Genomic DNA, 20,425 nt, shown 5'->3' on the forward strand with positions numbered 1-20,425 from the left:
GTAGGCGCGCGCCCGGGTAGTGCCGGCCGCTGGCCGGCAACCCCATCAGCGATTGCAGGATGTTGCCGTTGCCGGCCAGCGGCCGGCACTACCGCTCCAGAGAATCACCCGCCGCCGCCCGCCTTCCAGTAGTACCGCACCACGTGGAAGAACACCGGCGCGTAGGCGCGCGCCCGGGTAGTGCCGGCCGCTGGCCGGCAACCCCATCAGCGATTGCAGGATGTTGCCGTTGCCGGCCAGTGGCCGGCACTACCGGCTCCAGAGAATCACCCGCCGCCGCCCGCCTTCCAGTAGTACCGCACCACGTGGAAGAACACCGGCGCGGCAAAGCACACCGAATCGAGCCGGTCGAGCATGCCGCCATGGCCCTCGATCATGTGGCCCCAGTCCTTGATGCCGCGGTCGCGCTTGATCGCCGACATCACCAGGCCGCCCCAGAACCCCATCAGGTTGATCAACAGCGACAGGCCGAACGCCTGCAGCGGGGTGAACGGGGTGATCCACCACAACGCCGCACCCAGCGCACTGGCGCTCAGCACGCCGCCGACGAACCCCTCCACCGTCTTCGACGGCGACAGCTTCGGTGCGATCAGGTGCTTGCCCAGCAGCTTGCCCCAGATGTACTGCAGCACGTCCGAGGACTGCACCACGATCACCAGGAAGGCGAACAGCAGCACGTTGCGCGCCGGGTCGTGGCCGGGCACATGCAGGTTCAGCAGCAGCGGCACATGCGAAATGCAGAACACGCAGATCATCAGCCCCCACTGCACCTTGGCCGTACGCTCCAGGTAGTGCGTGGTATCGCCACCAATGGTGGACAGGATCGGCAGGAACAGGAACGCATAGACCGGAATCAGCAGCGTGTACATGCCATACCAGTCGATCCACACCAGGTAGTACTGCCACGGCAGCACGATGTAGAACGCGGCCAGCAGCGCGTAGTAGTCGCCCGAGCGGGTCGGCGCCAGGGTGATGAACTCGCGCAGCGCGAACAGCGAGATGATCGCAAACAGCACGATCACGCCGGCACGGCCGAACAGCAGCGCGCCACCGACCACGATGGCCATCACCCACCATGCGCGGATGCGCGAGACCAGGTTGGCGATGACCGCGCTGGGTTGCCCGCGCTGGCGCCAGCGAAGGGTCTCGGCCACCAGCGTGGCCAGTACCAGCACCGCACCGACGCCGGCGAACAGCAGGCCGGTCTGCTGGCCCACGCTCTGCGCGGCCAGGTCGCCGGAAACATCGATCAGGAAACTCATGCACGCCCCCCATTCGGCGCCAGATCCAGCAGCGCCTGGCGGCTGCGCGCCAGGAACGCAGCCTTGTCCTCATCGGCCTGCAGGCGCAACGGCGTACCGAAGGTGGCCGTGCACAGCAGCGGCAGCGGCAGGAAGCGGCCCTTGGGCATCACCCGCTTCAGGTTGTCGATCCACACCGGCACGAACTCCAGTTCCGGCCGTTGCCGGGCCAGGTGGTAGATGCCGCTCTTGAACGGCAGCAGGGGTTCATCGCCCACGTTGCGCGTCCCTTCCGGGAACAGGATCAGCGAACAGCCTTCATCGACCGCTTCGCGCAGCACCTGCAACGGGTCCTGCTGGCGATGCCCGGCCTCGCGCTCGACCAGCACGCCGTTGAACACTGCATCGATCAGGTAGCGGCGCAGGCCATCGCGCTGCCAGTACTCGGCCGCCGCCACCGGACGCACCTGGCGGCGCAGGGCCGGTGGCATCGACGACCAGATCAGCACGAAGTCACCGTGGCTGGCGTGGTTGCCGTAGTAGACGCGGTGCTCGCTGGACGGCGCGCAACCGATCCACAGCGCGCGCGCGCCGGTCACCACATGGATCGCGCCACTGCAGGCGCGGGCAATCAGTTCGGCGAACATCCATCTCTCCCGTTCACGTCTGCGGCCACAGCACGGCCAGCAGTACCAGCACCAGCTGCACCGCCGTCAGCAGGTACTGGCGAAGCAGCAGACCGCGCATGCCGGCCCAGCGGGCGTCCCAGCCGCGCAGCGGCGCATCGGGCCGTGCGCGGCGCAGGCTACTGTCGTGCAGCAGCTGATCGATCCGGCGCGCAGCGGCTTCACCGTCCAGCCCTTCATCGCACAGCAGCTGCAGCAGGCTGGCATCCAGCGCCACCCGCCATGCGTGATAGGCCTGGGCGACGCCTGCCACCACGCTGAGCAGCAACAGGCCAGCGGCAAGCATCGCCAGCCCCGGCTCGAGGCCGAGCAGCAGCAACGCCACCAGCAGCAGCCCCAGCGACAGACTTGCCGGCCAACGCCCTTGCCGCAGCAGCAGCTGCATGGCGGCAATATCGGGAATCGTGTTCATGCCAGGTCTCCGGCGGCAACGCGGATCGCGCGCAGATGCGCCTTCCCCAGCACGACGCCCGGACGTGCTGCACGCACGATCGCGACGGCCGCATCGGCGTCGACGGCGCGGCCAGTAAGCAGCAACCAGGTCGCCACCGAGGCCGCACTGCGCGAGTAACCCAGCGCGCAGCACCCCAGCACCGGTCCGTGCGCACGCAGGCGCTCGATGGCCTCGGCCGCCTCACGCAGCTGTGCCGCGCTCGGCACCACCAGGTCCAGCATCGGCACGCTGGCATACGCCGCGCCCGGCGCGCGGCACGACAGCTCGGCACAGGCATCGACCACGCCCACCAAGGGTGCCGGCAATGCCTCAGAGGGAATGCGCCCCAGCCACACGCCATCCAGCACCGGCACCGGCTGCGGCGCGCGTCGCGTCCACAGCCGCGAATTGATCCATGCTGCCGCCAGATAAGGTGCCAGCAGCCAGCGCGCGGCCATGCTCAGGCGTCCATCGGCGCGCTTCTGGAACACCGCCGTGCCCAGCCCGGCATAGGCCAGCGCCACCAGCAGCAGCGCCACCAGCGGCCACAGCAGCCACAGCGCGGCACCGCGCAGCAGCACCACCGGCACCAGCAACGCTGCGGCCCCGAGCAGGTACAGCACCGCCAGGCGCCAGCGCTTCACCTCGCGTGCGGCATGCCAGGCCCGCAACGGTGGCGTGCCCTGCTCCGGCCACAGCCAGACGCACAACCAACCGGCCAGCAGGCCGGTGGGGATGTCGATGAAATGGTGCTGGAACGTGGTCAGCACCGAGACGCCGATCAGCAGTGCCCACACATGCAGCACCCAGCGCCACACGCCATGCAGGTACTGCGCGAACTTCACCCACAGCACGATCAGCAGCACGATGTGCAGCGACGGTGCCTGGTTGAACGGCTTGTCGAAGCCCAGCAACACGTCGAACAGCCAGCCGAACACACCACCGATCTCTGGCCGCTGGAAGCTGAAACGCAACGGCCACAGCAGGAAGCAGGTCACCGCGATCAGCTGTGCACTGAGCAGGCGCAGCGCATGCCGGTCCAGTTCCTGCCGCTGCCGGCACAGGAAGAACGAGACGGCGTAGAACAGATCGATCGACCAGTACGGCACGATCGTCCACGCCACGAACGGAATGTGGGCCTCCCAGGCGAACGCAACCACGGGCAGCGCGGCATGGCGGCCAGCCATCCAGTTGGCAAAGCCATAGCTGGCGAAGAAGAACGGCCCCAGCAGGGCCAACCACAGCAGGGCGCGCCGCCAGGGGCGCCCTTCCGCGGCCAGCGGGGTTGCGGCGAGCGTCGCCATCACGCGGTCCGGCGCGCCAGCGACACGGTGAAGATGCCGAACTCGTCGATGCGCTGGGCCACCTTCTCGAATCCGGCCAGGCGCACCAGCTCATCCATCTCCTGCTGGGTACGGCGACGCATCACCCACGCTGCGCCACCGCGATGGCTGGTCAGCGCGCGGGCGATGAATTCCAGCTGCGGGTGCCAGGGCTGGCCGGTGTAGGCCAGGTAACCGCCCACCGGCACGGTTGCGGCAATGCCCTGCAGCGAGCGCAGCACCGCGTCGTTGTCAGGGAACAGTTCGTACAGGCCCGACACCACCGCCAGCGTCGGCGCCGGGTCCACCTGTGCCAGCTGCGCCGGATCGAACGCATCGCCCTGCTCGAAGCGGGCGATATCGGCCGCACCCAGGCGTTCAATCAGGGCCTGACCCTGGGTCACGTTCAGATCGCTGAAGTCACGCAGCACGATGCGATCGGCGCGCTGTTCGCCCTGGCCCAACGCTTCCAGCACATAGCGGCCATGACCGGCGGCGACGTCCAGCACACGCACCGGCGTGCCCTGCCCGCGCAGGCGCTGGGCAGCGTCGCGCAGCAGTTCCTGCAGGTGCTGGCCACGCACCCGGATGCCGCGCCAACCGATCGCATCGAGGTAGTTGCGGTCGACCATGCGCCCCAACGGGCCCTTGCCGCGTGCCTGGTCGCGGTAGATGTAATCCAGCGTGCTGCCTGAATCGAAACCGGTCTGCAGGCCCAGCGCGATTCCTTCGGACAGCGTGCCACCGAAGCGCAGGCCACCGCGCACCACGCGCCAGCGCAGATCCGCCAGGCTGTTGCGTTCGGGCGGCCACGACAGAATCTCGGATTCTTCGAAGGTCGGGCCATGACGGTGCGCATCGCGCCGCGACACTTCGCGCAGCGGTTCGGCAAAACGTGCCTGGACGAAGTTGCGGATGCGCGCCAGTGCGGGCGCGCGATCACGCTCGCCCAGGGTGTCGTGGAAGAAGCCCGGCAGGTGCACGCGCTCCTTGATCGGACTCGACAGGCGTTCGTAGAAGCGATCCTGCGGGCCACGGTGCACCACGAAGTCCGAACCGGATACCAGCAGCTGCACCGGCACGCTGATCGCCTGTGCATCGGCCACGATGCGGTCGGCGGCCTCGTACAGGCCCAGCAGCACACGCACTGAAATCGGCCGGGTGATCAACGGATCGGTGCGGTAACTCTCCACCCGCGCCGGGTCATGGGTCAGCCACTGCGGCTTGACGTAGCTGTTGACGAAGAAATTGCCGCGCAGTTTCTGCATCAACGCCAGGCCCGGCCGTGCGAACGGCACGTACAGCTTCACCTTGAACGCCGGCGAGGCCATCACCAGCGCGCGCAGGCGCGGCGCGTAGTCATGCACCCAGGTGGCGGCAACGACCGCACCCACGCTCTGCGCGATCACCACGATGTCTTCCACCGCGATGCCGTGCTCGGCACCGATGTGCGCGATGAAACTGTCCAGGTCACGTACCAGCGCAGGGAATCCAGGGGCATCGCCACGCACGCCCGGCGAACGGCCATTGCCGCGCGCATCCCAGGCAAAGAAAGCCGTATCGGGCAGGTCCAGCTCATCGACCAGATGGGTGACCCGGCCGGAATGCTCGTGGCCGCGATGCAGCAGCACGATGGCCTTGGCCGCCGGGGTGGCGGTGCTGCCCGGCCAGTACCGGTAGAACAGCGGTACCTGGTCGAAGCTGTGGAATTCCCGTTCCTGCGCCTGACGCATGCAATCTCCTGATTGTCTTTTTGTATCTGCTTGATTAATTCGGCGAAACCGCCGCTTCCTGCAGTCCGCGACGGACGCGGTTGATCATCGTCAGCACGCACAGCACCGCCATGGCTGCGGCCACGCCAGTGACCGTCATCGCGCCAACCCACTCGAACGCCAGCAGCAGGCCCAGCGCACCGATCACGAACGCGCGGTCGCTCTTGCCCATCGGGCCGTCATAGCGGCGGCTGGCACCGGCCATCAGCCCCAGTACGCCGGCGTATTCGCTCAGCGCCGCGGTCCAGGCCAGCAACCACAGGGCCTCCGGCCGCACGCCCGGCACGCTCAACAGGCTCAGGTACAGCGCCGCGTCGGCGATCACATCGCACAACTCGTTCAGATAGGCGCCCAGCCGCGACTGCTGGCCGAACTCGCGTGCCAGCATGCCGTCCACCGCATTGAGCGCCATGCGCAGCAACATCCACAGCGGCAGCAGCAGGTACAGCCACGGTTGCGCCGGCGCGCAGCACCACACCGCGGCGGCCACCAGCAGCGAGACCACGGCGGCGGCCACGGTCACCGCGTTGGCGGTGATACCTGTGCGGTACAGGCCGCGCACGGCCGGACGCAACAGGTCCTGGAAACGTCCTTTCAATGCATAGATCGACACGATCTGTCCCTGCGGATCCTTGGCAGTCCGGGCACAGCCTACCCGATCGGGGCGGTGCCGCCGCATCGGATTGCTTGCAGTCTGCGGCCCACCGGGCTGTGCCGAAGGCGGCCACAGTCCCGCGCCGGCCGCCGATTTCGCCCGGCGGCGCCCGCCGCCGGCCCCCACCGCCTACAATATCGGCCCCGCTCCGCTGCCGATTCTGTCCCATGACTGCTGATCTGTTGCCCGTCCGCCGGGCCCTCCTCTCCGTTTCCGACAAGACCGGCCTGGTCGAGCTGGCCACTGCGCTGGCGGCACGCGGCGTGGAGCTGTTGTCCACCGGCGGTACCGCCAAGGCGATCCGCGATGCCGGTCTGGCGGTGAAGGACGTGGCCGACGTCACCGGCTTCCCGGAAATGATGGACGGCCGGGTCAAGACCCTGCACCCGATGGTGCACGGCGGCCTGCTGGGCCGTTCAGGCCTGGATGATGCGGTGATGGCCGAGCATGGCATCGGCGCCATCGACCTGCTGGTGCTGAACCTGTACCCGTTCGAAGCGGTCACCGCCAAGGCCGACTGCACCCTGGCCGACGCGGTGGAGAACATCGACATCGGCGGCCCGGCGATGCTGCGCTCGGCAGCCAAGAACTTCGCCCGCGTGGCGGTGGCCACCGACCCGTCGCAGTACGCCGAACTGCTGGCCTCGCTTGAAGCCAACGACGGCCAGCTGAGCGCTGCCACCCGCTTCGCGTTCTCGGTGGCCGCGTTCAACCGCGTGGCCCAGTACGACGCGGCCATCAGCAACTACCTGTCGGCGGTCACCGCCACCGACGCCGACGTACCGGCGCGTGCCGAGTACCCGGCGCAGATGAATTCCACCTTCGTCAAGGTGATGGACCTGCGCTACGGCGAGAACCCGCACCAGAGCGGCGCGTTCTACCGCGACCTGTACCCGGTGCCGGGCACGCTGGCCACCTTCCAGCAGCTGCAGGGCAAGGAGCTGAGCTACAACAACCTGGCCGATGCCGATGCGGCGTGGGAATGCGTGCGCCAGTTCGATGCGCCGGCCTGCGTCATCGTCAAGCACGCCAACCCGTGCGGCGTGGCCGTCGGCGCTGGCAATGGCGATGCCTACGAGCTGGCCTATGCCACCGACCCGACCAGCGCCTTCGGCGGCATCATCGCCTTCAACAAGCCGCTGGACGCCGCCACCGCCAAGGTGATCCTGGACCGCCAGTTCGTCGAAGTGCTGATCGCCCCGGACTACGAGCCGGCCGCGCTGGAGTACGCGCAGAAGAAGGCCAACGTGCGCGTGCTGCGCATCCCGCACGGTGATGGCCTGAACAACTTCGACAGCAAGCGCGTCGGCTCGGGCCTGCTGCTGCAGTCGTCGGACAACCGCGGCATGACCCGCGACGAACTGAAGGTGGTCAGCAAGCTGGCGCCGACCGACAAGCAGTTCACCGACCTGCTGTTCGCCTGGAAGGTGGCCAAGTTCGTGAAGTCCAACGCGATCGTCTACGCCAAGGACAACCGCACCATCGGTGTCGGTGCCGGCCAGATGAGCCGCGTGTACTCGGCGCGCATCGCTGGCATCAAGGCCGCTGACGCGAACCTGGTGGTCGAAGGTTCGGTGATGGCCTCCGACGCGTTCTTCCCGTTCCGCGATGGCATCGATGCTGCTGCCGCCGCCGGCATCAAGGCGGTGATCCAGCCGGGCGGTTCGATGCGCGATGCCGAAGTGATCGCCGCCGCCGACGAACATGGCCTGGCCATGGTGTTCACCGGCGTGCGCCACTTCCGCCACTGATGCTGGAGCGACACGGATGTCCGCAGTCTCACTGAAATCGCTGGCCGTGCTCGCCCTCGCGGGCGCCGCCATGCTGGCCGGGTGCAAGCCTGCAGCGGCCCCCGCGCCTGCGCTGCAGGCCGCCCCTGCGGCGCCTGCCGAGCCGACGGCGCAGATCAGCCGCACCGCGCGGCTGCAGGCCTTCCTGGTCCAGCGCTACGGCAAGAACGCCAAGCTGTCCGGTGAATGGCACGGCAGCTGGGTCGACGACGGCGAAACCCGTCCGATGGACTGGCAGGTCTGCGCCGAGCAACCGGTGGTGAGCGGTGACAGCTGGCAGCAGTTGCTGGCGGTGTGCGGCGCACTGTCCGAAGGCGCACACATCGACCCGGGAACGATCGACTTCTTCGTGCTGCGGCCCAAGGGCGATGGCTTCGAGGTGACCAGTGAACTGACCGGCGAGCGCTTCGGCAGCGGCGGCCAGCCCGGCACCGCCAGCATCATCCGCGCCGGCAGCGACTTCTATGGCTTCCGGGTCGAGGACGGCTGGTTCGGGCAGGGCTTCTCGCTGCTCTCGCAGTCGCTGATCCTGCCGGGCCCGAACGGCCTGGTGGCCAGTGGCAGCGTGCGCAGCCATATCGACAATGACGCGCAGTACGAATGCGAGAACGTCGACGCCGGCACCGATCCCGACAATGCCGAGAGCTGCCGCAACCGCCGCTTCAGCATCGATTTCGCACTGCGTTTCGACGACAGCGACCGCAGCGCGCGCGTCTGGCCGCTGCTGATCGAGGAAACCGGCACCACCTGTGGCGGCAAGCAGGTCCGGCAGGAATACCGCTTTACCCTGGACCCGAAGACCTGGGCCTATCCCTTCCCCGAGTCGCTGCGACGCGAGGGCTGCGAGTGAAGCACGCGCGCCGCCGGGGACATCGACCTTCCCTTCCCACGCAATCTGGAATCTCGTGATGAACGTACTTGTCATCGGCTCAGGCGGCCGCGAACACGCCCTGGCATGGAAGCTGGCCCAGTCCTCCCGTGTCACCGAAGTGATCGTGGCGCCCGGCAACGCCGGCACCGCCAGCGAAGACAAGTGCCGCAACGTGGCGGTCAAGGTCACCGACATCGACGGCCTGCTGGCACTGGCCCAGGCCGAAGGCGTGGCGCTGACCGTGGTCGGCCCGGAAGTACCGCTGGTAGCCGGCGTAGTTGACCGCTTCCGCGCCGCCGGCCTGCGCATCTTCGGGCCGACCGCCGCCGCCGCCCAGCTGGAAGGCAGCAAGGCCTACGCCAAGGATTTCCTGGCCCGCCACAACATTCCCACCGCGTTCTACGCCGTGCACACCGAGGTGGACGCGGCGCTGGCCTACATCCGCGACAAGGGCGCCCCGATCGTGGTCAAGGCCGATGGCCTGGCCGCCGGCAAGGGCGTGATCGTGGCGATGACCCTGGCCGAAGCCGAAGAGGCCGTGCGTGACATGCTGTCGGGCAACGCCTTCGGCGATGCCGGTGCGCGCGTGGTGATCGAGGAGTTCCTCGACGGCGAGGAAGCCAGCTTCATTTCGATGGTGGACGGCGTGCACGCGCTGCCGATGGCCACCTCGCAGGACCACAAGCGCGTCGGCGACGGCGATACCGGCCCGAACACCGGCGGTATGGGCGCGTACTCGCCGGCCCCGGTGGTCACCGCGGAAGTGCACGCACGGGTGATGCGCGAGGTGGTGAACCCGACCGTGCAGGGCATGATCGCCGACGGCATCCCGTTCACCGGCTTCCTCTACGCCGGCCTGATGATCGATGCCAGCGGCGCGCCGAAGGTGATCGAATTCAACGTGCGTTTCGGCGATCCGGAAACCCAGCCGGTGATGCTGCGCCTGCAGTCGGACCTGGTGGAGCTGGTGGAAGCGGCGATCGATGGCCGCCTGGACCAGGTGCAGGCGCAGTGGGACGCGCGCCCGTCGCTGGGCGTGGTGATGGCGGCCAAGCCTTATCCGGAAGCGCCGATCATCGGTGATGTGATTTCCGGCCTGGGCGACGTGCCGGCCAGTGCCAAGGTGTTCCATGCCGGCACCACGCTGGACGCGCAGGGCCAGGTGCTCAGCGCGGGCGGTCGCGTGCTGTGCGTGGCTGCGCTGGGCGAGAGCGTGCGCGACGCGCAGGCCAATGCCTACGCCGGCGTAGCCAAGGTGACGTGGGCGAACGAGTTCCACCGCAACGACATCGGCTGGCGCGCGATCGCACGCGAGGGGTGAGGCTCGCGCGGCATCAGGGCATCCACGCATGGCGTGGATCCACTGGATCTTGCCGCATCCATGCATGACGTCGATCATGCGAGGCTTGGGGTAGATCCACGCCATGCGTGGATGAGAGCGCCGCGAAAAACAAAAAGGCCCGGCATTGCCGGGCCTTTTCATTGCTTCAACGCCACCCCGCCTTACGCGGTGAACAGCGCCTTCATCTTCTTCAGTGCGTTCGCTTCCACCTGGCGGATGCGCTCGGCCGACACGCCGTACTCGTCAGCCAGCTCCTGCAGCGTCACCTTGCTGTCGGCATCCAGCCAGCGGCGGCGGATGATGTCGCGCGAACGTGCGTCCAGTTCGGCCAGGCCTTCGCGCAACAGCTGCATCTGGTTGTCTTCGCTGTCGGCACGCTCATAGGCCATCGACGGATCTTCGTCGTTGGCGACCAGGAACGCAGCCGGCGACGGCGGCGCGTGTTCGTTGTCCTCGTCGGTCGGCGCATCGAAACCGATATCGCGACCGGACAGGCGCGATTCCATTTCCATGACCTCGCGCTCGGACACGTTCAGGTCCTTGGCCACCGCGCTGACTTCGGCCGCGTTCATCCAGCCCAGGCGCGTCTTCGACTTGCGCAGGTTGAAGAACAGCTTGCGCTGCGCCTTGGTGGTGGCGACCTTCACGATGCGCCAGTTCTTCAGGATGAACTCGTGCATTTCGGCACGGATCCAGTGCACGGCGAAGGACACCAGGCGCACGCCCATTTCGGGGTCGAAGCGCTTGACCGCCTTCATCAGGCCGATGTTGCCTTCCTGGATCAGGTCGCCCAGCGCAAGACCGTAGCCGTTGTAGCCACGGGCCACGTGCACCACGAAGCGCAGGTGCGAATGCACCAGCTCGCGGGCGGCGTCCAGATCATTGCCGTCGCGGAAACGACGGGCCAGGTCCTGTTCGTCATCGACCGACAGCACCGGGATCTGGTGCACGGCACCGATGTAGGCGTCCAGCGAACCGAGCGCACTGGGAATCGGGAGATTGTTTGCCACAAGGGCAGTAGAGGTGTTCTGGCTCATAGGCACCCATCTTAGCAGTCCGGGATTTGGACTGCTAAAGGAGGAAAAAGTTCCAGCGTCCTATTGATGCAACACTGGTCTCAAACAGAGCCCTACCGTAGCGCGATTTGATGACAGTGGCGAGCATGCTTTTCGGGATTCACAATCCCTTGGAATTCAAGCAATTACCCACCGGAAACCGGCCGAATCCGGTCAAGCGGAGCTGAACGGGCCGGCCCGAAGGCCCATTCAGGGCCCAAGACGTTGCCCGGGGTTCAGGCCCGAGCCCCACAGGGGCGGCGCGTTACTACTAAGAAACCCGTTGACAGCTCCGCAGCAGCATGCTCCGATGCATCAACTAATTCATACGTAGATGCCATGGCCCGTCCCGTCTCCCAGACCCCTACGCCGGCCGAGCAGGCCATCCTGGACATCCTCTGGGACAAGGGCGAGGCTTCCGTGCGTGAAGTGGCCGATGTGCTCGGCGAACACAAGCCGGTCGCCTACACCACGGTGCTGACCATGTTCAACGTACTGGCGCGGAAAGGCTTCGTCAGCCATCGCCAGGAAGGCCGTGCCTACATCTACCACGCCACGCTCAGCCGCCAGCAGGCGCGCCGGCAGGCACTGGACCATCTGCTGCTGCAGTTCTTCGACGGCTCACCGAATGTGCTGGCGCAACACCTGGTGGACGAACGCGAAATCGACCGCAACGAACTGCAGGCACTGCAGCAGCGCATCAGCGATGCCAGGGCCGGGAGGAAGCCATGAACCTCATCGACCTGGCGATGGCGCTGGGCGTTCGACAGTTGCTGTTGTCCGCGGTTGTGCTGCTGCCAGCGCTGTGGCTCGCACGGCGGCCAACCCTGAGCACCGAACAACGCTCCTGGCTGCTGACCGCCGCGATGGCGATCGCCCTGCTGTTGCCGCTCAGTGCCTTCCTGCCAGGCTGGTCGACCACGCTGCCCACGCCTGCGCCGACGGCTCCGGCGCTTCACCCCATGCCTGGCGAAGGGGCGACGATGGCCGAGGCCGTCTACGAAGCCGGACGACAACCCGACATCTATTACGTCGAACTGCCGAAGACATTGCCGACCGTATTGGCGGCGCTTTGGCTGCTGGGCACGCTGTGGCTGGGCATGCGCCTGCTCGATGCGGTGCTGCAGGCACGCCGGTTGCTGCGGTTGGCACAACCGGCAACCGACGAACTGCGCGCAGCACTGGCCGGGGTCGTACCCGACCATGTGCCGATCGCCACCTGCGCCGTCGACGGGCCGATGGTCGTCGGTCTGTGGCGCCCAACGATCCTGCTGCCGCGCCCGCTGCTGGCGCGGCTGGACAACAGCGTGCTGCGCGACATCGTCCGCCATGAGGTCGCACACCTGCAACGCCGCGACCTGTGGGCAAGCACAGTGCTGCGCGCAGGGGTTGCACTGTTCTGGTGGAATCCGCTCCTGCACGTTGCCCAGGCACGCCTGGCGGTACTGCGCGAAATGGCCTGCGATGCACGTGCCGCGCTGCAGGCACGCGAACCGCTGGACTATGCGGGTTCACTGCTGGCCAGTGTCGAACAGCTGCAGGCCCTGCGCGAAGAGGCGCCGACGCTGGCGCTGGGCATGTTCGGCGCGCGCAGCCAGCTGGCGCAGCGCATCGATCAGCTCGTCGAGACTGCACCACCGGCACCGCGGCGGCGCAGCCGCCTGATGCTGGGGCTGACGCTTCTGCTGGGCTGCACGGCCACCGCGGTGGCCGTCTCACCACGGCTGGCGCCACCGTCGGCGCCCGCGTCCTCCGATACGCGCACCAACGATCTTCTGCGCGCCGCCAGCACCCATGACATCGCCCAGGTCCACGCGTTGGCTGCGGCAGGCATCGATCTCGATGCGCGCGTGCTCGGCGATGGCACGGCACTGATCCAGGCCATCCGCGCTCGCGACCTGGCGATGGTCGACGCCCTGCTGCGGCTGGGAGCCGACCCCGATCGCGCCGCCCTGGGCGAAGGCAACCCGCTGATCGTCGCCTCCGCGCTGGGTCTGCAACCCATCGTCGAGCGGCTGGTGCAGGCCGGGGCCGACGTCAACCGGGTGGTGACCTATGACGAGACACCCTTGATCAATGCCTCGCGCGAGGGCCACCTGGTCACCGTGCAGTACCTGCTCGCGCAGGGCGCCGACATCAATCTGGGCGTGGAAGCCGACGGCTGGCTCGGACGCTGGCGAACACCGCTGAACCAGGCCGGCACCACCGCCGTGCGCGACTACCTGCTGGCGCAGGGCGCCCGCCGCGAACGACGCTGACGCCGCTGCCGCATTGCCTCCTGCAGTGCGGCGATACCCCGTTCCACCCGCAACGACCGGACGCGGCAGGCGTGCGTGGCAACGCGTGCGCCACCGCCGCCCTTTCTTCCTCTCCTGCAAGGATGTCGATGATGAAACCCCAGTTGCTGTGTTCACTGCTGGTCGCCCTGGCACCGTTCCACGCGATGGCCATTGAGGCCCCCGGCGAGGACACGGCGCGTTTTGCCCAAGCGATGGCCCATGGCCTGCGACCGGGCACCGCCGTGCTGGGCGCTGCGCCACCACGGTGGTCGATCACCGAGCGCCTGGCCCACCACAAGGTGCCGGGGGCGGCGGTTGCAGTGGTCCGCAACGGCCAGGTGGTCTATGCCGCGGGATTCGGCGTTCGCCAGGCCGGCACCCACGATGCGGTGGATGCCGACACCGTGTTCTCGGTGGGTTCGGTCAGCAAGATGGGAACGGCAGCCACCGCCCTGAAACTGGTGGCTGCCGGCAAGGTCACGCTGGAAGAAGACATCGATGCTCGGCTGCGTCGCTGGCATCTGCCTGCTGATGCGCAGGGGCAGCAGGCGCCGATCAATCTGCGCATGCTGCTCTCGCACACCGCCGGCTTCAATGTGCACGGCTTCCAGGACTATCAGCCCGCCGAGCGCCTGCCGACCCTGCTGCAGACCCTGGAAGGACAACCGCCCGCAAAGAATGAAGCGATCCGGCTGATCCACGCACCCGGCCAGCAGGTCGACTACTCCGGTGGCGGCTACACCGTGGTGCAGCTGGCGATCGAAGACCTGACCGGCGCCCCCTTCGCCGACGTCGCCCGCCGCGAGGTGTTCGCGCCGCTGGGCATGTCGCGCAGCACTTACCAGACCCCCCTGCCAGCCCGCTACGGCAACGTCGCCCATGCGCACGACAGCAAGGGCCAGGCGGAGGCCCTGCCGCGCGGTTGGCAGAGTTTTCCCGAACAGGCGGCGTCGGGCCTGTGGACCAGCGCCAACGATATGGGCCTGTTCGTCGCGGCCCTGCTGCGCAGCATCCGCACCCAGCAAGGTTGGCTGCCGCAACCGCTGGCCCTGCAGATGGTCAGCGAAGTGGCGCCGGCCGGCCGCGGCCTGGGCCCGGAGCTGGCCGGTGCCGGCGCCAGCCGCCGCTTCTTCCACAACGGCAGCAACGACAGCTATCACGCCGGCATCGAAGGCTATCCGGAGAGCGGCGACGGGTTCGTCATCCTGACCAACGGCGACAACGGCTCCGCATTGCGCGGAGAAATCCGCAACGCCTTGTCCGATGCACTCGGCCATAACGCCAAGCCGCTCATCCGCACGCTGGATCCGGCACTGCTGGTGGACAGCTACGCGCGCTTCAGCGGCCGCTTCGTGCTCGATGACACTCTGCCGATGGATGTGCGCAGCAGCCTGGCCGACTGGTTCGAGGCCACCACCCTGGACGTGCAGGCGGTCGACGCGGGCTTGCAGTTGCGTCTGCCAGGGCGTGATGCGCCGGTCGCGCTGCTGCCGCTGACGCCGGTCCGCTTCCTGGCTGGCAGTGTAGGGGCGGAGCTGCTGTTCCACCGCGGCGGCGATGGCCGCGTCCAGGCGCTGAGCGTGATCGCCGAAGGCGCGCGTGCCTACTACCGGCGCGCGGACACTGCACCGGCAGCAGGGAACTGATTGATCGCTGACGGTGCCGGGCCCCTGCCCGGTCCGCTCAGAACGCCGAACGCGGTGGCAGCGACCAGTCGATCGGCGTCTGGCCACGGCGCTGCAGGTACTCGTTGGCCATCGAGAAGTGCCGGCAGCCGAGGAACCCCCGGTGCGCCGACAGCGGCGACGGGTGCGGCGCCTTCAGCACGCGATGGCGGCGGGTGTCGATGACCTTGCCCTTCTGCTGTGCATAGGCGCCCCAGAGCATGAACACCAGGCCTTCGCGTTCGCGGTTGAGCACATCCACCACGTGATCGGTGAAGCCCTCCCAGCCACGGCCCTGGTGCGCACCGGCCTTGCCCTCTTCCACCGTCAACACGGCGTTGAGCAGCAGCACGCCGCGTTGTGCCCATGGAATCAGGCAGCCGTGGTCCGGGCGCGGGAGACCGAGATCGCTCTCGATCTCCTTGTAGATGTTCAGCAGCGATGGCGGCACCGGTACGCCCGGCTGCACCGAGAAGCTCAGGCCATGGGCCTGGCCACGGCCGTGATACGGGTCCTGGCCAAGGATCACCACCTTCACCTGTTCGAACGGCGTGGCGTCGAACGCAGCGAAGATCTGCGGGCCGGGCGGGAACACCGCCGCACCACCGGCCTTGCGCTGGCGCAGGAACGCGGACAACTCACGCATCTGCGGCTGCAGCAGGTAATGACCGACATGCTGCTTCCAGCTCGGTTCGAGCTGGATCGTCGGGGTGTCGGTTACTTCATCGATCATCGCAATACTTCATCGCAACAGAGGTCCATCGTTCAATCGGGCCAGGCGCAGCTGGAACAGCACCTTGGTGACCAGCAGCCGTTCTTCGATCGGCTTGAGCACCAGGTCGTTGGCGCCGGACTGCAGCAGCCCGGTCTGGTTGTGCGGGTTGCCGTCGCCGGTCATCACCAGCACCGGCAGGCGGCGCTTGCCGTAGCCGAAGTCGACGCGTACGCGCTGCACCACGTCGCGGCCGCTCAGTTCGCCCTTCAGGGTGACGTCGGTCAGCACCAGGTCGATGCGGTGGCGGCTGCGGCCCAGCGACTCGGCAGTGAGCAGGGTGAATGCTTCCTCGGCACTGACCACGTGCAGCACGTTCAGCTGCTGGCGTTCGAGCATGCGCTTGGTGGCCTCAGCCACCACGCGGCTGTCCTCGATGTAGAGGATGGTGGCGCCGGGAATGGTCTGCGGCTGCACATAGCCGCGGATGAAGGTCGCCAGCGCCTCGTGGCCGAGCGCCTTGTCGAAATAGTCGGTGACGTACTCGGTGAAGCGGCGCTGTTCCAGGTGCTGCTGGGCATCGCCGGAGACCACGATCACCGGCACGTAGGCCTGGCCGGCGGCTTCACGGACCATCCGCGCCAGCGCCAGGCCGTCGCCATCGCGCAGGGTCAGCGAGGTCGTCACCAGGTCCACCGGACCCTGTGCCAGCGCCTGCTGCGCGTCCTCGATGCTGTCGCAGCCGATCACCTCCACGCCCGGCAGGTCACGCTGCAGGACGTCGGCGATCAGCTTGCGCACCAGCTTCGACCCGTCGACCACCATCACCCGCGTCGCGGGCCCTTCAAGGTGCTTCAGCGCTTGCGGTTGCATGCTGGTCTCAGGTGTCGGTCGGGCGGGTCTGGCGGAGGAAGTGGCCGGTCACCAGCCACGCGCCCAGCCAGCCCAGCAGCAGCGTGCCCAGCAGGACCAGGCTGCCATGCAGCAGGTCCAGACCGTGCAGCACGAACGGGCTGCCGTAGCTGCGCGACAGCTCGGCCAGCGGCAGGCGCAGCGCGGCACCGGCCGCGCCGATCAGGGCCAGCGCCACCGCGCCGGCGCCGAGGCCGTACCAGGCGCCCAGATAGAGGAACGGGCGGCGGATGAAGCCATCGCTGGCACCGAGCAGCTGCAGCACGCCGATTTCTTCGCGACGGGCCTGGATATCCAGGCGCACGGTGTTGCCGACCACCAGCGCGGCACCCGCGCCAAGCAGCACCGACAGCACCTGCACCAGCCGCGCACCGAACGCCAGCCAGGCGTCCAGGCGCTGGCGCCACAGCGCATCGTGCTGCACCAGGTCGGCCTCGGGCAGGCTCTCCAGCGCGCGTGCCAGGCGTGCGTCGTCCTTGCCCTGGCCGGGGGTGATCACCAGCAGCGACGGCAGCGGATTGTCGTTGAGCGCATCGATCGCCTCGCCGAGCCCGGCATCGCGCAGCTCCTGCAGGCCCTGCTCGGGCGTGCGCACGTTTACTTCGGCCACGTCATCGCGGTCACGCAGCTGACCAGCCAGGCGCAGCGCAGCGGGGCCATCGACATTGCCCTTGAGGAACACATTGATGTCGCGCGACTGCTGCACGCTGCCGGCGAACTGCTTGAGGTTGTCCAGCGCGATCGACAGCCCCAGCGGCAGGGCCAGCGCCAGCGCCATGACCATCACCGTCAGCAGGGTCGCCCACGGCTTGCGGAAGGCGCGGCCGAGGCTGAACACCACGCTGTGCGCGTGGTGCTGGAACCAGACGCCCACGCGCGAGGGTGCGGCGGCTTCGCTGTTTTCGTTCTTGGCCATGGGTTACTCCGCCAGGTCCTGCGGCGAGATGTCGTCCACCAGCCGGCCGTGGTCGAGGATCAGCACGCGCTTGCGCATGCGGCGCAGCAGCGGCAGATCGTGGCTGACCACCAGCACGCTGGTGCCGCGTGAGGGCAGTTCGGCGAACAGCGCCATGATTTCCGCCGCCAGGGTCGGGTCGAGGTTGCCGGTCGGCTCGTCGGCCACCAGCAGCTTGGGTTCGCCGACGATGGCGCGGGCGATGCCAACGCGCTGCTGCTCGCCCGCGGACAGCTGCGAAGGCAGCGCCTTCTCGCGGTGGCCCAGGCCCATGCGCTCGAGCACCGAGCGCACGCGCTTGCTGATATCGCCGCGACGGGTGCCGCGCAGGATCAGCGGCAGCGCCACATTCTCGGCAATCGAACGGTCCATCAGCAGGCGGTGGTCCTGGTAGACCGCACCGACCGCGCGCCGATGGCGCGGGACGTCGCCACCGCGCACCTTCAGCAGGTTGCGCTCGTCGAACACCACCGCGCCGCGGCTGGGCCGTTCGTCGAGGTGGATCAACTTGAGCAGGGTGCTTTTGCCCGCACCGGAATGGCCGGTGACGAACAGCATCTCGCCCGGCGCGACCTCGAAGCTGACATCGATCAGGGCTTCGTGGCCACCGGCGTACTGTTTGCTGACATTGTCGAAGCGCAGGACACTCATGCCCCGATTATGCAGGAGCGGCGCGACGGCGTGGAGATGGTGGGTGCCAACCGCTGGTCGGCACACCCCTGCGAAGCCACCCGACCAACGGTCGGGTGCTACCGGTCCGGCCTGGTGGGTGCCGACCGTTGGTCGGCACACCTCTCAAGGCCGCCCGACCAACGGTCGGGCGCTACCACTTAGTTGCCCGACAGCATCCGGCGGATCTTGCGGCCGATGCGGGTCAGGAACGAATCGCCGGTATCGGCAGCGGTGCGCACCGGCTTGGCCACCACCTGCACCGGGGTGACCGGGCTGGCGCCGTTGCCGGCCGTGGCCTGCACGCCCTCGGCACCCTCGACCGGGCGGCCGTGGCGACGACGGCGGCGCTTGCGCGGCTTGCGATCGCCCTCGGCGGCACCTTCCGGCGCACCTTCGGCACGCGGCGGACGCGGCGGGCGCGGCGCCTGGGCCACGGCGGCTTCGGCACCTTCGGCCGGTGCGGCGGCCGCCTGTTCGCCTTCCACGCGCGGCTTGCGCGGGCCGCGCGAACGGCGTTCGCCGCTGCGCTCACCGTCGCGACGCTCGCCACGACCACCGCCGGAGCGGCCGCCACTGCGGCCACCGCCACGACGCTCTTCCTCGGCGGCGCGGGCTTCACGCGCTTCGCGGAAGATCTGGCCGACGCTCTCGTTCTCCTCGCCTTCCTCGCCAGCGGCCGGGGCCGGGCGTTCCGGGCGCGGCAGCGCGGTCAACAGTTCCTTGGTGACCGGCTCGGACGGAATCTTCTGCTCGATGTAGGCCTCGATGTCCGGCAGGCCCATCGCGTAGCGCTCGCAGGCGAAGCTGATCGCATCGCCCTCTTCACCCAGGCGCGCGGTACGGCCGATGCGGTGCACGTAGTCTTCGGCATCGAACGGCAGGTCGTAGTTGTAGACGTACTTGATGCCGTCGATGTGCAGGCCACGCGCGGCCACGTCGGTGGCCACCAGGATTTCCAGCTGGCCCTTCTGGAAGCGGTTGAGCAGGCTCTCGCGCTTCTTCTGCGGCACGTCACCGGACAGCACGCCGACGCGGTAGCCGGCCTTTTCCAGCGAACGGGCCACGCGCTCGACGAACACCTTGGTGTTGACGAACACCATGGTGCGTGCGCCTTCGCTGCGCGAGAGCAGGCCCAGCAGCAGCGGAATCTTCTCGTCGTCGGCCGGGAAGTAGATGCGCTGGCGCACCCGCGCGGCGGTGATGGTTTCGGCTTCGACCACCAGCTTCTGCGGCTCGTTCATGTGCTCGTAGGCCAGCTCCAGCACGCGGTGGCTGAGCGTGGCGCTGAACAGCAGGGTCTGCCGGATGGTGCGCTCGGGCATGCGGCGCAGCAGGAAGCGGATGTCCTTGATGAAGCCCAGATCGAACATGCGGTCGGCTTCGTCCAGCACGCAGATCTCGCAGGCGTGCAGCGAGACCACCTTGTGCTGCTTGACGTAATCGATCAGGCGGCCCGGGGTGGCGATGATCACGTCCACGCCCTGCTGCAGGATCTCGCGCTGCTTGTCGTAGTCGACGCCGCCGTAGACCAGCGCGAAGCGCAGGCCGAGGTCGGAGCCGAACTTCACCGCATCCTTGTGGATCTGGATGGCCAGTTCGCGGGTCGGCGCGAGGATCAGCGCGCGCGGGTCTTCCGGCTTGCGGTCGGCCAGCGCCGGCCGGCTCAGCAGGCGGTTCACGACAGCGACCAGGAAGGCCAGGGTCTTGCCGGTGCCGGTCTGGGCCTGGCCGGCAACATCACCGCCGGCCAGCGCGACCGGCAGGGTCAGTGCCTGGATCGGGGTGCAACGGGTGAATCCGGCTCCTTCAAGGCCGGCCTGCAGGGCCGGATGCAGCTCGAAGGAGGAGAAGGTCAAATCGGTCAGCGGTTTGTCGCTCATGGGTCCGTCTTGGTATGGCCGTCGGCCCGTGGGGCGGGCGGCACTTCATCGTCTAGGGGCACCGTCGCAAACTGCGGCCCCTGCGGCGGGTTGGCAGGCAGGGACCACCCGGTCCGCACGCCGCACAATGCCCCAGTTTAACGCACTCGAGCCGGCAAACCGGAATGGCACGTCTCACAGCGCT

General features: G+C 68.1%; 18 protein-coding genes. 6 read left to right on the top strand and 12 right to left on the bottom strand.

The annotated features are described in order from the left end of the window. Positions 1–266: 266 nt before the first annotated feature. The 6 genes from C9412_RS20090 to C9412_RS20115 are packed head-to-tail and all read right to left on the bottom strand — an operon-like array spanning position 267 to position 6,067. On the bottom strand, positions 267–1,262 hold the full coding sequence (locus C9412_RS20090) for a phosphatidate cytidylyltransferase (protein ID WP_107233221.1): 996 nt from the start codon (positions 1,260–1,262) through the stop codon (positions 267–269). Then, the gene (locus C9412_RS20095; RefSeq protein WP_107233222.1) at positions 1,259–1,888 is read right to left on the bottom strand and encodes a lysophospholipid acyltransferase family protein; all 630 of its coding nucleotides are present in this window, start codon (positions 1,886–1,888) and stop codon (positions 1,259–1,261) included. Before C9412_RS20095 ends, C9412_RS20090 begins: the two co-directional genes overlap by 4 nt. 13 nt (positions 1,889–1,901) lie before the next feature. Next, the gene (locus C9412_RS20100; RefSeq protein WP_107233223.1) at positions 1,902–2,339 is read right to left on the bottom strand and encodes a hypothetical protein; all 438 of its coding nucleotides are present in this window, start codon (positions 2,337–2,339) and stop codon (positions 1,902–1,904) included. Continuing rightward, positions 2,336–3,640 carry a phosphatase PAP2/dual specificity phosphatase family protein gene (locus C9412_RS20105; protein ID WP_181358720.1) on the bottom strand — a complete coding sequence of 435 codons (1,305 nt, stop codon included), beginning with the start codon at positions 3,638–3,640 and terminating at the stop codon, positions 2,336–2,338. Before C9412_RS20105 ends, C9412_RS20100 begins: the two co-directional genes overlap by 4 nt. Before the next feature lie 23 nt (positions 3,641–3,663). Beyond that, positions 3,664–5,415 (bottom strand): bifunctional alpha/beta hydrolase/class I SAM-dependent methyltransferase, encoded by a 1,752-nt coding sequence (locus tag C9412_RS20110; RefSeq protein ID WP_107233225.1) that lies wholly within the window; start codon positions 5,413–5,415, stop codon positions 3,664–3,666. 34 nt (positions 5,416–5,449) lie between these two features. Then, positions 5,450–6,067, bottom strand: a complete 618-nt coding sequence (locus C9412_RS20115) for a CDP-alcohol phosphatidyltransferase family protein (RefSeq protein WP_107233226.1) — start codon at positions 6,065–6,067, stop codon at positions 5,450–5,452. A 209-nt stretch (positions 6,068–6,276) separates the two neighbouring features. Here C9412_RS20115 and purH point away from each other — a divergent pair, with 209 nt between their 5' ends. Genes purH through purD form a run of 3 tightly spaced genes read left to right on the top strand, consistent with a single transcriptional unit; the run spans position 6,277 to position 10,091 of the window. Further along, positions 6,277–7,860: a bifunctional phosphoribosylaminoimidazolecarboxamide formyltransferase/IMP cyclohydrolase gene (gene purH, locus C9412_RS20120; RefSeq protein ID WP_107233227.1), complete on the top strand. Its 1,584-nt coding sequence runs from the start codon at positions 6,277–6,279 to the stop codon at positions 7,858–7,860. A 16-nt stretch (positions 7,861–7,876) separates the two neighbouring features. Further along, on the top strand, positions 7,877–8,749 hold the full coding sequence (locus tag C9412_RS20125; RefSeq protein WP_107233228.1) for a hypothetical protein: 873 nt from the start codon (positions 7,877–7,879) through the stop codon (positions 8,747–8,749). Positions 8,750–8,807: 58 nt separating this feature from the next. Then, positions 8,808–10,091 carry a phosphoribosylamine--glycine ligase gene (purD, locus tag C9412_RS20130; protein WP_107233229.1) on the top strand — a complete coding sequence of 428 codons (1,284 nt, stop codon included), beginning with the start codon at positions 8,808–8,810 and terminating at the stop codon, positions 10,089–10,091. 182 nt (positions 10,092–10,273) lie between these two features. Here purD and rpoH read toward each other — a convergent pair whose 3' ends face one another. Further along, positions 10,274–11,149, bottom strand: coding sequence for an RNA polymerase sigma factor RpoH (gene rpoH / locus C9412_RS20135; protein ID WP_049428989.1), 876 nt, complete (start codon positions 11,147–11,149; stop codon positions 10,274–10,276). Between the two features lie 357 nt (positions 11,150–11,506). Between rpoH and C9412_RS20140 the strand changes: the two genes are divergently transcribed. From C9412_RS20140 to C9412_RS20150, 3 genes are all read left to right on the top strand, one after another. Next, positions 11,507–11,899, top strand: coding sequence for a BlaI/MecI/CopY family transcriptional regulator (locus C9412_RS20140; RefSeq protein ID WP_107233230.1), 393 nt, complete (start codon positions 11,507–11,509; stop codon positions 11,897–11,899). Continuing rightward, the gene (locus C9412_RS20145; RefSeq protein ID WP_107233231.1) at positions 11,896–13,425 is read left to right on the top strand and encodes a M56 family metallopeptidase; all 1,530 of its coding nucleotides are present in this window, start codon (positions 11,896–11,898) and stop codon (positions 13,423–13,425) included. Before C9412_RS20140 ends, C9412_RS20145 begins: the two co-directional genes overlap by 4 nt. Before the next feature lie 131 nt (positions 13,426–13,556). Then, positions 13,557–15,092 carry a serine hydrolase domain-containing protein gene (locus tag C9412_RS20150; RefSeq protein ID WP_258190379.1) on the top strand — a complete coding sequence of 512 codons (1,536 nt, stop codon included), beginning with the start codon at positions 13,557–13,559 and terminating at the stop codon, positions 15,090–15,092. Between the two features lie 37 nt (positions 15,093–15,129). Here the strand turns inward: C9412_RS20150 and ung are convergent, their stop codons facing one another. From ung to rhlB, 5 genes are all read right to left on the bottom strand, one after another. Continuing rightward, positions 15,130–15,843 carry a uracil-DNA glycosylase gene (gene ung, locus C9412_RS20155; protein ID WP_107233233.1) on the bottom strand — a complete coding sequence of 238 codons (714 nt, stop codon included), beginning with the start codon at positions 15,841–15,843 and terminating at the stop codon, positions 15,130–15,132. A 9-nt stretch (positions 15,844–15,852) separates the two neighbouring features. Further along, complete coding sequence (locus tag C9412_RS20160; protein ID WP_049424094.1) at positions 15,853–16,695, bottom strand: response regulator; 843 nt, start codon at positions 16,693–16,695, stop codon at positions 15,853–15,855. Between the two features lie 7 nt (positions 16,696–16,702). Continuing rightward, on the bottom strand, positions 16,703–17,650 hold the full coding sequence (ftsX, locus tag C9412_RS20165; RefSeq protein WP_107233234.1) for a permease-like cell division protein FtsX: 948 nt from the start codon (positions 17,648–17,650) through the stop codon (positions 16,703–16,705). 3 nt (positions 17,651–17,653) lie between these two features. Beyond that, entirely contained in the window at positions 17,654–18,340 is a 687-nt protein-coding gene (gene ftsE / locus C9412_RS20170; protein ID WP_014648630.1) for a cell division ATP-binding protein FtsE, read from the bottom strand. 179 nt (positions 18,341–18,519) lie between these two features. Beyond that, positions 18,520–20,241, bottom strand: coding sequence for an ATP-dependent RNA helicase RhlB (gene rhlB, locus C9412_RS20175; RefSeq protein WP_107233235.1), 1,722 nt, complete (start codon positions 20,239–20,241; stop codon positions 18,520–18,522). Positions 20,242–20,425 lie beyond the last annotated feature (184 nt).

This window comes from Stenotrophomonas sp. Nf1 (assembly GCF_003028475.1).
Classification (GTDB): Bacteria; Pseudomonadota; Gammaproteobacteria; order Xanthomonadales; family Xanthomonadaceae; genus Stenotrophomonas.

Coding starts and splice junctions, on each gene's coding strand:
- C9412_RS20090 (WP_107233221.1), bottom strand. CDS start 1,262: ATGAGTTTCCTGATCGATGTTTCCGGCGACCTGGCCGCGCAGAGCGTG.
- purD (WP_107233229.1), top strand. CDS start 8,808: ATGAACGTACTTGTCATCGGCTCAGGCGGCCGCGAACACGCCCTGGCA.
- C9412_RS20145 (WP_107233231.1), top strand. CDS start 11,896: ATGAACCTCATCGACCTGGCGATGGCGCTGGGCGTTCGACAGTTGCTG.
- ung (WP_107233233.1), bottom strand. CDS start 15,843: ATGATCGATGAAGTAACCGACACCCCGACGATCCAGCTCGAACCGAGC.
- C9412_RS20150 (WP_258190379.1), top strand. CDS start 13,557: ATGAAACCCCAGTTGCTGTGTTCACTGCTGGTCGCCCTGGCACCGTTC.
- rpoH (WP_049428989.1), bottom strand. CDS start 11,149: ATGAGCCAGAACACCTCTACTGCCCTTGTGGCAAACAATCTCCCGATT.
- C9412_RS20110 (WP_107233225.1), bottom strand. CDS start 5,415: ATGCGTCAGGCGCAGGAACGGGAATTCCACAGCTTCGACCAGGTACCG.
- rhlB (WP_107233235.1), bottom strand. CDS start 20,241: ATGAGCGACAAACCGCTGACCGATTTGACCTTCTCCTCCTTCGAGCTG.
- C9412_RS20100 (WP_107233223.1), bottom strand. CDS start 2,339: ATGAACACGATTCCCGATATTGCCGCCATGCAGCTGCTGCTGCGGCAA.
- C9412_RS20160 (WP_049424094.1), bottom strand. CDS start 16,695: ATGCAACCGCAAGCGCTGAAGCACCTTGAAGGGCCCGCGACGCGGGTG.
- C9412_RS20125 (WP_107233228.1), top strand. CDS start 7,877: ATGTCCGCAGTCTCACTGAAATCGCTGGCCGTGCTCGCCCTCGCGGGC.
- C9412_RS20095 (WP_107233222.1), bottom strand. CDS start 1,888: ATGTTCGCCGAACTGATTGCCCGCGCCTGCAGTGGCGCGATCCATGTG.
- purH (WP_107233227.1), top strand. CDS start 6,277: ATGACTGCTGATCTGTTGCCCGTCCGCCGGGCCCTCCTCTCCGTTTCC.
- ftsE (WP_014648630.1), bottom strand. CDS start 18,340: ATGAGTGTCCTGCGCTTCGACAATGTCAGCAAACAGTACGCCGGTGGC.
- ftsX (WP_107233234.1), bottom strand. CDS start 17,650: ATGGCCAAGAACGAAAACAGCGAAGCCGCCGCACCCTCGCGCGTGGGC.
- C9412_RS20140 (WP_107233230.1), top strand. CDS start 11,507: ATGGCCCGTCCCGTCTCCCAGACCCCTACGCCGGCCGAGCAGGCCATC.